General features: G+C 56.0%; 11 protein-coding genes. 6 read left to right on the top strand and 5 right to left on the bottom strand.

Annotation, left to right across the window (positions count from 1 at the left end):
* The first annotated feature begins 5 nt into the window (after positions 1–5).
* The 4 genes from AC27IT_RS04220 to AC27IT_RS04205 all read left to right on the top strand — a co-directional run bounded on the left by AC27IT_RS04220 (position 6) and on the right by AC27IT_RS04205 (position 2922).
* Positions 6–416 carry a DUF350 domain-containing protein gene (locus AC27IT_RS04220; protein ID WP_005829263.1) on the top strand — a complete coding sequence of 137 codons (411 nt, stop codon included), beginning with the start codon at positions 6–8 and terminating at the stop codon, positions 414–416.
* Positions 417–462: 46 nt separating this feature from the next.
* On the top strand, positions 463–780 hold the full coding sequence (locus AC27IT_RS04215; RefSeq protein ID WP_005829262.1) for a 2Fe-2S iron-sulfur cluster-binding protein: 318 nt from the start codon (positions 463–465) through the stop codon (positions 778–780).
* A 299-nt stretch (positions 781–1079) separates the two neighbouring features.
* On the top strand, positions 1080–2378 hold the full coding sequence (locus AC27IT_RS04210; RefSeq protein WP_221843101.1) for a nucleotide sugar dehydrogenase: 1299 nt from the start codon (positions 1080–1082) through the stop codon (positions 2376–2378).
* A gap of 343 nt (positions 2379–2721) precedes the next feature.
* Positions 2722–2922, top strand: coding sequence for a cold-shock protein (locus tag AC27IT_RS04205; protein ID WP_005829259.1), 201 nt, complete (start codon positions 2722–2724; stop codon positions 2920–2922).
* A 268-nt stretch (positions 2923–3190) separates the two neighbouring features.
* On the opposite strand, the gene AC27IT_RS04200 is transcribed toward AC27IT_RS04205, so the two are convergent.
* Entirely contained in the window at positions 3191–4018 is an 828-nt protein-coding gene (locus tag AC27IT_RS04200; protein WP_005829257.1) for a M55 family metallopeptidase, read from the bottom strand.
* A gap of 167 nt (positions 4019–4185) precedes the next feature.
* Positions 4186–5319, bottom strand: coding sequence for a glycosyltransferase (locus tag AC27IT_RS04195; protein ID WP_025844139.1), 1134 nt, complete (start codon positions 5317–5319; stop codon positions 4186–4188).
* Between the two features lie 232 nt (positions 5320–5551).
* Here AC27IT_RS04195 and AC27IT_RS04190 point away from each other — a divergent pair, with 232 nt between their 5' ends.
* Both AC27IT_RS04190 and AC27IT_RS04185 read left to right on the top strand, forming a co-directional pair.
* A complete protein-coding gene (locus AC27IT_RS04190) occupies positions 5552–6907 on the top strand; it encodes a glycosyltransferase family 4 protein (RefSeq protein ID WP_487091612.1) in 1356 nt (451 codons plus the stop codon).
* A gap of 79 nt (positions 6908–6986) precedes the next feature.
* Positions 6987–8144 carry an MFS transporter gene (locus AC27IT_RS04185; protein ID WP_487091611.1) on the top strand — a complete coding sequence of 386 codons (1158 nt, stop codon included), beginning with the start codon at positions 6987–6989 and terminating at the stop codon, positions 8142–8144.
* Positions 8145–8246: 102 nt separating this feature from the next.
* Here AC27IT_RS04185 and AC27IT_RS04180 read toward each other — a convergent pair whose 3' ends face one another.
* Genes AC27IT_RS04180 through AC27IT_RS04170 form a run of 3 tightly spaced genes read right to left on the bottom strand, consistent with a single transcriptional unit; the run spans position 8247 to position 11953 of the window.
* Positions 8247–9065, bottom strand: a complete 819-nt coding sequence (locus AC27IT_RS04180; protein ID WP_007776647.1) for a hypothetical protein — start codon at positions 9063–9065, stop codon at positions 8247–8249.
* Entirely contained in the window at positions 9058–10686 is a 1629-nt protein-coding gene (locus AC27IT_RS04175; RefSeq protein WP_005829249.1) for a DMT family transporter, read from the bottom strand. The genes AC27IT_RS04180 and AC27IT_RS04175 overlap by 8 nt, the downstream gene beginning before the upstream one ends.
* A 4-nt stretch (positions 10687–10690) precedes the next feature.
* Positions 10691–11953, bottom strand: a complete 1263-nt coding sequence (locus AC27IT_RS04170) for an O-antigen ligase family protein (protein ID WP_487091610.1) — start codon at positions 11951–11953, stop codon at positions 10691–10693.
* Positions 11954–11962 lie beyond the last annotated feature (9 nt).

Raw genomic sequence — 11962 nt, 5'->3', positions numbered from 1 at the left:
ATTCCATGGCAGGCCTTCTGCACAATCCATATTTTGCAACTGCTGCTTACTTTACCGTTACCGGACTCGCGATGATTTTGTTTTTGGCGATTTTCGAGCTGGTGACGCGCTATCGTGTATGGGCAGAGCTGAAACGTGGGAACATGGCCGTCGCGATGGCAACGGGCGGAAAAATTTTTGGCATCGCCAATGTTTTCCGCTATTCGATTCAGGCGAATCTTTCTTTAGGGCAGGCTTTGATCTGGGGTTCATTCGGTTTTTGCTTGCTTCTGATCGCTTACTTTATTTTTGAATTTATGACCCCCTCGTTCAAGGTGGATGAGGAAATAGCCAATGACAACAGGGCGATCGGCTTCATCGCGATGGTCCTGTCCATCGGCTTTTCTTATATTATCGGAGCGAGCCTGTCCAAGTAGGGCGCACTGTTTTTCGATCAGAAGCGGGGAGGGAAAGCGTGTGGGGATGGGAAGCAACCGTCCGGAGCAGTTCGCAGCAACCGTATGGGAAGGCGGCAAGGAGCGCAGCATCTCGCTTGCGCGGGGGGAAAACTTGCTGATGGCGCTGGTGCGCGCGCAGCTTCCGATCGATTTTTTCTGCACGACGGGAAAGTGTCGAACTTGTATGGTCAGGATGAATATTCCAGCAGGCTCGGCCCCTCCGCCGTCCGAGACCGAGCAATACCGTCTGGGAGAAGCCGTGCAGCAAGGGTATCGGCTTGCCTGCCAAGTTTATGTGACCGGGCCGCTGACCGTATTTTTGGACACTTCCGGTTCGGCATGAAAACAAACCCTTGTTGAACGATATTTCAATCGAGAGTATAATTAGGATTTGGCAGAGAGTTCCGCACTTTTTTTCCCAGACGGGTGCGGTCCCATGCCCTTTTGGACAGGGCCAAAGCCGACAATATGAATCATGGGGAGGAGCAGCCTTGGAGACGTTGTACAAGGTCCTCATAGGATTGTGCGTGGTTTTTATCGCTGCGGGCATTTACTATCTGTCATAAGCAATTTGCAAGTTGGCCGCGCGACTGTACGGTTGCACGGACCTTACCTTAGAGAACGTGAAAGAGGAGATACGCAATGACTCAGCCTGTGCGCGTAGCTGTAGTGGGATTAGGGTTTGTTGGCTTGCCGCTTGCTCTTACCTATGCCATGAAGGGAGCAAACGTCGTCGGCGTTGACGCCTTGCCTCACGTCGTGGATGAAATTAATGCGGCGCATTCCCACCATTTGGAGTCCTATCAGGGGAAAACCTTGCCGGAGATTCTCAAGGAACAAATTGAAGCAAAGCGTTTCCGCGCTACCACTTCCTACGAGGAAGCGGCTGCGGAAGTCGATCATTATATTGTGACCGTCGGTTTGCCGGTGCATAACGGCGACCCGGATCTCGGACCGTTGAAAAGCTGTGCCCAATCGCTCGGCAGCGTGCTGAAAAAGGGCGATACGATCATGATTCGCAGCACGGTCGTTCCAGGGACCACGGAAGAAGTGCTGAAGCCGATTCTCGAAGAAGTGAGCGGCCTCGTCGCAGGCGTCGACTTTTATTTGACGTACTGCTCCGAGCGGATTGCCGAAGGACGAGCTTTTGAAGAGTTCATCCACATGCCGCTCGTGCTTGGCGGCATCAACGAGCAGAGCGCCGAGAAAGGAAAAGAGCTGCTTTCCTTCATCAGCGAAACAGACATTACGATCTCGGACATCCGCGTGGTCGAAACCGCCAAAGTCATCGAAAACATCCAGCGCGACGTCAATATCGCGATGGTTCAAGAGTTCGCCCGCTTTTCCGAGGCGTTCGGAATCGACACGTTCGAGCTGATTAAGGTTGCCAACACGCACAAGCGCGTGAACCTATTGACGCCTGGTCCTGGCGTTGGCGGCTTCTGCCTGCCGAACGCCCTGTATTACTTGCAGCCAAAAGCTCGCGAGCTGGGCGTGTCGCTGCCGATCTTGCAGCAGGCGCGCATGACTAACGATGCTGTGCCGGAAGTGCTGATCGGCATGCTGGAAAAAGCGTTGCAGCAAAAAGGCAAGACGCTTGCAGGCAGCCGTGTAGCTGTACTGGGGCTTGCGATGAAGGACTTCTCCAACGACGACCGCGTCAGCCCTGTGCACGACATCATCAAGCTGTTGCTCGCCAAAAGAGTCGAGGTGCGCTCGTATGACCCGGCGGTACCGACTGCGTACGAGCACAAGCAAGACAGTCTGGAGGCAGCCGTTCGCGGTGCCGACGCCTTGATTTTGACGGCTGTGCAAAAACAGTTCGCGGACGTAAACTGGGATGAAGTAGCGGCGCAAATGGCCGACTCCGCGATTTTGTTCGATACGAAAAACCGCATTCCGCTCAACTCGGTCAGCAAGGCTACTGTTGTGCGCATTTAATCAAGCGCAAATGACAGCAAGTGGTCGACCGACCGCTCTCCGACAGCGAAATACCGCGTGCTGGGGAGTTGCGCGAGGGTACGGGTGCAACCAAACCGGAAAAAAGAGCCTCTGTAAACGCCCAGCGAAAGCGTTTATGGAGGCTCTTTCGTCTCGCAGTCAGGCAAGTTAGAGAGCTTTTCGACTGTCTTGAACCGGAGTGCTTTTTCGCAGCAAGGAGGGCTGGCAGAGCCGTTTTCGCCGCGCTCTCTTTTTTGGATGTATAACTCGTTTCGTTTATGGCAATAGTAACCAGGTAAGATCATATTTCAATCATGTAAGGGATACATGCTAGGAGGCAAAAATGGAACGTGGTAGAGTAAAATGGTTCAACAGCGAAAAAGGTTTCGGTTTTATCGAACGGGATGGTGCGGATGATGTGTTCGTCCACTTCTCCGCGATTCAGGGAGAAGGCTACAAATCCCTGGATGAAGGGCAAGAGGTCGAGTTTGACGTGGAAAACGGTCAACGCGGCCCACAGGCGACGAACGTTCGCAAACTGTAAAAGCCAAAAACGACAAACAGGCCCACTTGCTGGGCCTGTTTTTTTGCATTCCGGCGCAATCGCCTTTTTTTCCCACACCCTTTGTCCGGCGGCTGCATTCCTGGCGCCACGCGGACGCATCGGCCACACAGGTTGCGGGCGGAGGCGGAACCTACAGCACAGGAGGCACCCATGCTGCGCAAAGGAAGGCAGAAAAGCAGCTCATAACGGAGCGCGAAAAAGGCACGGCGCTATGCCTTGCCTTTTTCCTTTTGCCACGAGTAAAGTCCTAGAAAAACTCTGCCTCGGAAGCGAGGTTCAGCATCGCCCGCATCGTTTTGTACAAGTCCTGCGGATCGTCCGTGCTGTAATAAACGGTGTTTGTCGCCGTCTCATAGCGGGTGTGAGGGACGATTGCCGCCATTTCGGCTTGGCCGGCATGGGAAAACTCCATGGCCAGCGTAAGCGGACTGTCGTTCGTAAACGGAGCGATGGCGGATACATTGCCAAGCGCAAGCGCCGCCTGCTCCTTCAGTGCGGCGGTCGCTTCCTCGCGCGACAGACAGATAGCGGCTGTGCGCGACACCGCTTCCTTGACGATCGCTGTACGGATGCCAGGAATCAGCTCCCGCGCTTCTTCGGCGATGAGGTTGTCGCCGGACACCATGATGACCGGAACGTTGTACAAGCCCGCGATTGCCGCGTTAAAGCCAAATTCGCCTACGACCCGTCCGTTGATGTACATGTTGCGGACGACGCCGGACATGGTGTGGCTGAGCACGCCAGGAACTCCTTGGCGGGTATGGTAGCCGATAAACATGGCGGCATCGAAGCTCTCATCTAGCCCCTGCATCATCGAGCAATCGCGGGGCGAGCCAGCGAGCAGCCGCGCTTTCGGGTGCAGCTTTTCCCACAAAATGTTGTTCATCGTATTGTGGCTGTCCGCCACGACGATTTCCGTCGCGCCGCTGGCAAGCGCCGCTTCGATCACCGCGTTGGCGTCATCGGTCATGAACTGGCGGCCGCGCTGGTAGTTTACGCCCGAATCAGGATTGATGTAGCTGGTGTCGACGATGCCGGAGATGCCTTCCATGTCTACCGAGAGAAAAAGTTTCATGCTTCGTGTCATCCTTTCACGTGCGATTCATAATTGTTCCAGTTCTATGTAACCAGATTGTCCCTGCGGAGGCAACCATGAATCCAGATTGTTCAAACAGTTTTTACCCGCCAGCGGCAGCGCAAAAAGCACGAGCAGCGTCCATCAGACGGCCAGTCGTGCTTCGCTTATGACAACAGCTTTCGGTACAGAGACAAAATTTGAGCGGTCATCTGCTGAATCGTGAAAGTGGCTTCGACCTTTTCCAAGGCGTTTTGCGCCAGCGTCTCGCGCAGTTGTGGCGAAGTCCAGAGCTGTTCCATTGCTCGCGCCAATGCTGCGGAATCGTTCGGCTCGACAACCAGTCCCGTGCGCTCGTGGAAGACGAATTCCTTCACGCCGCCCACGTTGCTTGCGACGACAGGCACTTTGGCGGCCATCGCCTCGATAATCGTGTAGCCGAGCCCTTCGTACAGGGAGGAGTGAACAAAGCCGTCGATGGCATGCAGGCAAGCCGGAATGTCCTGCCGAAACCCGGCAAAGCGGACGCGCTCCGCAAGGCCCAGCTCCTGCACCTTCGCTTCCAGCGCCGGACGTTCCGAGCCGTCGCCGATCAGCACGAGATAAGGCGACGCTGCTTTGTCCTGCACAAGCGCGTGAAAGGCGTCGAGCAGAATCGGCAAGCCTTTGACTGGAACGAATCGCGCTACGGTTCCGAACAAAAAGGCGTCCTGCGGCACGTTCCACTCCGCGCGAAAACGGCTGCGGTCGCTCTCGCGAAGCTGATCCTGCTGGTAAGGAGACAAATCCATCCCGTTGTAGATCACGCTGATCGCGGAACTTTTCACGCCCTGCTCGCGCAAGACGTCGGCAATGGCGCCGCTGATGGCGATGTAGTGCCGATTCCAGTGGCGGGTGCTCCGTTCCATCATGCTGACGATCGCGTAGGCCAACGCGCCTGCGTAATCGTAGCGCAGCGAGCTGTGTACGGTCGTCAAGAGAGGCACCTTCATGCCGAGCGCGGCCAGCCGGGAAAAAAAGTTGGCCTTGATCCCGTGCGTATGGATGATCGCAGGCCCAAAAGCGAGGAACGTGCGCCGCAAAGCTTGCAGCAGACGAATGTCAAATCGGCCGAACTGGTTCAACGCAATCACCTTGATGCCAGCAGCCCGCAGCTTCTCGGCAAAGAGCGAATCGTAGAAGCAGACGACGGCGACGTCTACTTCCTCCGCAGGAAAAGTCGTAACCAGATTGAGAATATGTTGTTCCGCACCGCCAAATTCCCCCCCGCCAATCACGTGGAGGACGCGTAGTTTGCTCATGTAAATTCACCCGAATCTTATTCAAGAAAACCTCTGTCGAGGCTTGTTCATGGAGGAGCGATTGTTTTTTTAAAAAGAAAAAAGCTGGCACAGCGCCGCGAAGGGCTGCGAGCCTTCCATGCGTAAACAAAGCCATTCTCACTATAGCAGATGGCTGATAGATTCGCAATAAGACAGCACTTGTGGTATCGTTTAGGATGGAAAACGTAAAAACGAGAAGGACGGTTACAAGATGAAAGCGCACAACGTGTTAATCATATGCTACATATTTCCTCCCATCGGCGGCGGCGGTGTTCCACGGCCGTTGAAAATGGCCAAATATTTGGGGGAGTTCGGCTGGAACGTCCACGTGCTTACCGTCGATCCAGTCTACCACGCCACGCTTGATCCTTCACTTCTGGCGCAGCTTCCAGGCGAGGTGAACATTCATCGGGCAAAAGAGTGGCAACTGCTGCCGGGGAGAGGACAAGCCACTGCCGTTGCCGCAGGTAGCTCGACTGACGACGCCCCGCGTGTATCGTTGAAGCAGCGGGTGAAAAAGCAGGTCGTGAACGTCTTGAAAAAGCTCAAGCCGTACTTGTTGATCCCGGACGACCAAATTCTCTGGCTGCCCAATGCGCTCAAGCTCGGACGGGAAATCATGCGCCAGGAAAAAATCGACGTGATTTTTTCCACCTCTGGCCCTGTTACCAACCACTTGATTGCCGAGAAGCTCGCGGATGAGTTCGGCTGCAAATGGGTGGCGGATTTCCGCGATCCGTGGACGCAAAACATGCACACCTCTGGCATTGCCTGGCGCGAACGGCTGGAGGAGCGGATGGAAGCGAGAGTGATGGCAAAGGCCGATGCGATTACGACCGTCACCGCCACTTTTGCCAAAAACTTCCAAAATAAGCATCAGGAGCGAATCAAGCGGATGGAGCTGATTTACAACGGCTTCGACCAGGCCGACTTTCAGGAGCTGACGCCAAGCTATGCGGCGCCGGGAAAATTCCATGCGGTCTACGCGGGCATTTTGTATCAAAAGCGCAATCCGCGGCTGCTGCTGCAAGCGATCCGCGAGCTGATCGACGAGGGGCAGGTAGACAGGCAGGAACTGCTGCTCAGCTTCGCAGGCGTGTTTGACTATCCCGGGTATTCGGAAAACCGGGATTGCGTGGAAGCGCTGGGGCTTGCTGACATCGTGCGCGTATTGGGCAACCTGCCGCACAAGGAGGCGCTCGGCTTGATGAAAGCAGCCGATGCCCTGCTGCTCATCGGGGACGTGTCCGCTGACGCGGGTGCGTACATTCCGGGCAAGCTGTACGAATACATGGGGATCGGCAATCCGATTCTCGCGCTGAACAAAGCAGGGGAAGCGACAGAGATTATCGAAAACTTCCGTCTGGGCCAGGTGGCTGATCCGGAGCATAAGGATGCGATCAAGCAGGCGTACTTGCAACTGTATCGCGAATGGAAGGAGCAGAGCGGGAAGACGGGCAGCGGCGAGGCGCGCGGGGCAGATTTTGCGGAGCGCGTGAAGCCATACGAGCGCCGCGAGCAGGCGAGACAGCTTGCCGACCTGATGAACGAGCTGGTGAGCGGATAACGGAACAGCGTGCCGAGCCTCGGGCCTTGCAAAAGGCTGCGGGGCTATCTTTCTATGCCAAAACAAGATGAGGTGGAACGTGAATACTGCCATACTGAGCTTGCGGGCGTACAATTTCTTTTATTTTTCCCTGTTGTCCATTTTCATTTCGTTTTTGCCCGTCTATTTGACTTATCGCGGCATCACGCCGGCGCAAATAGGCGTACTGATCGGGGCAGGTTCGTTTATCGGCATATTGTCCCAGCCGTTTTGGGGGATGATGAGCGACCGCTACAAGACGATCAGGCGGATCATCCTGTTGACCTTAGGTCTGTCCATCGCGGCAGGAGTCCTGCTGTTCACCTCGGCTTCGTTTTTCGCGCTGTTTTTGCTGGTCGGCGCGATGTATTTTTTCCTGCTGCCGACCGATCCGTTGACCGAGAGCCTCAACTACCGGATTGCCGAACTGCACGGCACAAGCTTCGGCTCGATCCGCACGTTTGGCGCAGTCGGCTACGCGACGGCGTCGCTGTTCATCGGCTGGACGCTCGATCGGCTGGGGATGGGGCAGCTCGTCTGGCTGTTTGTCGGCTACGGCGTGTTTGCCTACGTATGCGCGCTCGTCATGCAGGATGCGCCTGCCAGCAGCAAGTCGTTGTCCTGGCAGGAGTTGAAGCAGTTTTTCCTCTATCCGCAAACGCAGCGCTTCTTTCTGCTCGTGCTGATTGCGGCGACTCCGCACCGGACGAACGACAGCTTCCTCGGCGTCTATGTGCAGAGCCTGGGCGGCACGACGGGGGATGTCGGGCAAGCGTGGTTTTTGGCGGCGGTGAGCGAGGTCGCGTTTTTCGCGATCAGTGCCAGACTGCTCGCCCGCTGGAGCGAACTCAGGCTGATAATGCTCGCCTCCGCGCTGTATGCGATCCGCTATGTGCTCTGTGCAATCGCCCCTTCGGCGGAGTGGGTCGTTTACTTGCAATTGACGCAAGGCGTCACGTTCGTCCTGTTTTACACAGCTACGATTCAGTACTTGTACAAAATCATCCCGGAAGAGTGGAAGGCGACAGGGCAAACAGTGCTGGCCGTGTTGTTTTTCGGCATTTCCGGCATCATTGGCTCGCTCGTCGGCGGCTGGCTGTTCCAGCAAGGCGGAGGGGCGGCGCTCTACTGGGCGATGGGGATATGCTCGGCAGCCGCCTTCGTCTACAGCCTGATCCTGGCCAGAGCCGGCAAGGCAGCGGGCGGCCTCGGGCTGTAAGAGAGCGAAGCCTTGACGAAGCGCAGCAAACAAAAGAGCCTGCCGCGAATTTACTCGCAGCAGGCTCTTTTTTGTTGCCAGCGGCTGTAGCGAAGCCAGCCCCTAGTACAGCAAATATTTTTCCACTTCTTCCGGCTCTTTGATGTTGATGCCGCCTGTGTCGCCGTACTTGTACAGGTTGAACTTCACCTGCTGGTCCATCGTTCCGGCCTCCGGCAGCGGCAAGATGATCCATGTCTCGTACTGGTGGATCAGGCGATCTTCCTTGCCGTACCAAAACGTCGCCTTGATTGTCGATTCTTTCAAAATATATTCGAGGTCAGGGCGGTCGCCGACCAGCTTTTTCAACGGTTCAAACAGCGGGCTTTGGCTGTCTTTTAGCCATTGTGCGCCCGTCATCTTCACCTGGAAAGGCACGCAGACAACGCCGATTACTTTTTCATCCGGCAATTGCACTGCCCGGTCCATGAACGGCAGCCAGTCCTCGAAGCCTTTCAGCACGTCAAATTCGAGCGGCTCATCCGGCGCTGTCACCCAGTAATCATTCGTGCGGATGTAGCGCTTGTCGCCGATGCGATAGTACGTATAAGGCTGTGCGGCGATGCGCGTGCCGACGTTGTACCCTTTGTCGTTGAGGACGGCTCCGTCGAACATGCTGGTCGTCGTCCGGGCGAGGATGCGGTTAAGCACGTGGCCTCTGTACCAGAATGCCTGTGCTTCTTCCGCCGTTTTCCCTTTTTCCAGAGCGGTTTTCAGCCATTCGGCAGCCGATTCGGTTTGGGCCGTAGTCGGCGGCGCGGGCTGCGTATCGAAGTTGGTGGTGGCAAATGCCTTCGTGCCGGACTCATACGTGCAGCCGCCGAGCAGGGAGGCTGTGCAGATGGCAGCGAGCAATGCCCATGCCTTTGTCAGTTTACGCATGGCGAACCCTCCTTACGACTCCGTAAACGAGCAGTCCCGCGAACAGAACGATGGTCAGCCAGAATACAGGGATGCTGTGCTGTTTGAACACGAGAATGCGGTGCGTATTTTCCATGGAGGCGATGATTTCGTTTTGCTTGTCGCCGTCGATGTCTCCAATCTGGACGTTGATGAGCGGCAAGTAAATGCGCCAGTTTTGCTTCAGGCCCTCCGGCGTGTAGTCGTAGCCGGACAAGTAAGGCGCGTCCGTCGTGCTGACCCAGCTTCTCGCCTTGGCGATGATCTCCGGCGTCTGGTCGCTGCCAACCGCGGCGAAGTTGGAGAAGCGGAAGCTTTTGTCGTGAGCGTTGCTCGCCCAGAGAATGTCCCAGGTACCGTCTGGCTTTGGCTTCAGAATGTACGAAGGGCGGCCTGCTACGAGCAGCTCGTCTACTTTGTCGTGGTCGATGTCGGCAGGGATGAACTCGCCTGTTGCAAGCTCAGCCTGCTTGCGGGTCAACTGGTACGCTTCTGTCAGCGTGCCGTCCGGTTCGACAGCCAGCACACTCAAATGCTCGCCAATGACAATCAGACCTTCGCGGCCATCCGGCAGCATCATCGTCGAAAGCAGCTTGGTGGCTTTTGTAGTGCCGCCAAATGGTCTGCCGTCATACGTACCGGTCAGCATGCCGTTTGTGATGTGCAAGTTTTTGTAGTTGCGGCCCAGCTCCTGGCGCACATCCATGCTGCCCTGATTTTGTTCCAGCATGTTGGCGATGTTGTTCAGATCGAGCACAAAGGCGCGGTGAGCCGTTGTGCCCGCCTGCATCATCGCTTCGGAATACGACTGACGCTGCACGTTCGGTACGAGTTGCCCGTCCTTCATGGTGTAATACGGGAAGCCAGGGTAGTCGGTCGGCAGCATTTCCTTGATTCGCGTCATGGCTTCTGCCGGGATTTGCTCGTTTGGCATCCGCACCATTTGTCCGTCTTTCCAGGTCAGGATGTAGAGCGTGAGCGGCTCCGCTTGCAAATGGCGCAGCTTTTCTGCCAACGCCTGTTTCTCTTCCTCTGTCTCCGGCTTTTCTGTCTTTTCGGGCAACGGCAGTTCCTCGGCGTTGCCGTAGGTGACGATCTCCATTTTGCCGTCGCCGTCGACGTCGTACAGCGTCATCGGGAAGTAGTTCACCCAGTCGCCGTTATACAGCCGGCTGGACTCGTACTGCACGGTAAAATGGCTCAAAGCCGTCAGCGTATAGCGGTTGAATGTGACATTGGCCAGCACGGCGATCAGCACGAGCGAGCCGACTGCGCGCCAGTTCAGGCGGCCGTACCATTTGGCGAGCAGGGCAATGACGATGATGGCAACCGCGCCACCGATCAAAAGAGCCGCTGTCGTTTTGACGTCCACGCGGGTCAGGGCGCGATCCAGCAGCAAAAAGCCGATCGTAAACACGAGCACCTGGCGCCGTTCAGACGGATGAATCACGTAGTAGCAAAAAGCGAGCAACGGCAGGAAAATCAGCAAAGCGATCCACGTCAAGTCAAGAAACGCGGGCTTGACGAGCAAATGGTAGATCAAAAACAGGGCAATGGCGTACAGCGCCCAGCTTATCGTAGAGAGAATAGGATTGCGGCGCATAGGTTCACCACCTTTTGTTTTGTGTTTGGTCGACGTACAGAGCGCAGAGGAAGCCGCCAAACAGCCAGAAATAGAGGGCCATGAACGGCACCTCGAAAATATTTTCCACGAGGTTGTGCGTCGCGACCGCAATCAACCCGCCAAACAGTCCGAGCACCGAGAAAAAGTGCGGCGAGCCTTGCAGCTTGGAAACAAGCCCGACTCCGTATTTGAGCATGGAGACGACCAGGCCGATCAGCAGGATAATCCCGATCAGGCCGTACTCGGCGAGACTTTTGAAGAAGTAGCTGTCCGAGTAGATCGTGCCAAAATGCCTCGACGCCACGGCTCCCCCGTGATGGCCGAGCCCGACGCCAAACAGCGGCTCGATGCGCATTTTGTCATACGCCTCACCCCAGCGGCCTACACGTCCGCCCTGGCTGCTCGACTCGAAGTATTCAGGGGTAAACAGGGTGAAAATGCGGTTTTTCACCGTACCTACCATCGGAACCGATTCCGGGACGAAGAACAGGGCCACGAGCCCGATGATGCCCGCGAGCACCAAATACCCGGCGATCCGCTTGTTCCATATGTAAAAGCAGACGAACAGAGCGAAAGCCAGCGCAAACCAGGCTCCGCGCGATCCGGTCAACAACAGGGCGAGCAACGTCGTCAGGGTGACGATCGCCCACACCCATTTTTCCTTGCGGCTGGTCGCTTTCATGAACAGTCCGGCGGCCACTGGCGCGATCAAGGCCATGTAGCTTCCGAGCACGTTCGGGCTGGTGACGAACGAAAAGGCGCGTGTCGTGATCGCTTCGCCTTCCTGCACCCACGATTCGGGCGTTTTGACTCCGAGCACGACTTGCATCACCCCGACGACGGCAGCCAAAAAGCCGATCAGGGCGAGTCCTTTCATAAACTTGTCCAGATCATCGGCGGACTTCAGCAAATAAAAGCCCATCAAAAAGGCGATGATGTACTGGTAGACGGAGCGAAAACCCTCCACACTCGCCTCCCAGTTGGCCATGTCCGTCACCATCAGGGCGAGGCCGAGGACGAAAAACGCACTGAGCAAATGCTTGATTCCAGGCATGGTCCGGTTCGTTTGCAAAAAGGCGCCGAACGTAAACACCATCAGGATGATGAGCAACGCTTCATCCCAAAAAGACGAAACGACTGGAATCGGTAGAATCTTTCGCAAGACATAGTCGATTACCGGATAGGCCAACAGCAGATACAACCACGTGGTTGATTGGCTTCCCCACTTCAACACGGTTTCTCTCATTTTGTTTGT

The sequence above is a fragment of the Brevibacillus sp. YAE8 genome (genome assembly GCF_057543335.1).
This window is presented reverse-complemented; position numbering and strand designations above follow the sequence as displayed.

What these genes read in the sequence shown, in the direction of transcription:
- AC27IT_RS04220 (WP_005829263.1), top strand. Translation starts at nt 6, where the DNA reads ATGGCAGGCCTTCTGCACAATCCATATTTTGCAACTGCTGCTTACTTT.
- AC27IT_RS04215 (WP_005829262.1), top strand. Translation starts at nt 463, where the DNA reads ATGGGAAGCAACCGTCCGGAGCAGTTCGCAGCAACCGTATGGGAAGGC.
- AC27IT_RS04210 (WP_221843101.1), top strand. Translation starts at nt 1,080, where the DNA reads ATGACTCAGCCTGTGCGCGTAGCTGTAGTGGGATTAGGGTTTGTTGGC.
- AC27IT_RS04205 (WP_005829259.1), top strand. Translation starts at nt 2,722, where the DNA reads ATGGAACGTGGTAGAGTAAAATGGTTCAACAGCGAAAAAGGTTTCGGT.
- AC27IT_RS04200 (WP_005829257.1), bottom strand. Translation starts at nt 4,018, where the DNA reads ATGAAACTTTTTCTCTCGGTAGACATGGAAGGCATCTCCGGCATCGTC.
- AC27IT_RS04195 (WP_025844139.1), bottom strand. Translation starts at nt 5,319, where the DNA reads ATGAGCAAACTACGCGTCCTCCACGTGATTGGCGGGGGGGAATTTGGC.
- AC27IT_RS04190 (WP_487091612.1), top strand. Translation starts at nt 5,552, where the DNA reads ATGAAAGCGCACAACGTGTTAATCATATGCTACATATTTCCTCCCATC.
- AC27IT_RS04180 (WP_007776647.1), bottom strand. Translation starts at nt 9,065, where the DNA reads ATGCGTAAACTGACAAAGGCATGGGCATTGCTCGCTGCCATCTGCACA.
- AC27IT_RS04175 (WP_005829249.1), bottom strand. Translation starts at nt 10,686, where the DNA reads ATGCGCCGCAATCCTATTCTCTCTACGATAAGCTGGGCGCTGTACGCC.
- AC27IT_RS04170 (WP_487091610.1), bottom strand. Translation starts at nt 11,953, where the DNA reads ATGAGAGAAACCGTGTTGAAGTGGGGAAGCCAATCAACCACGTGGTTG.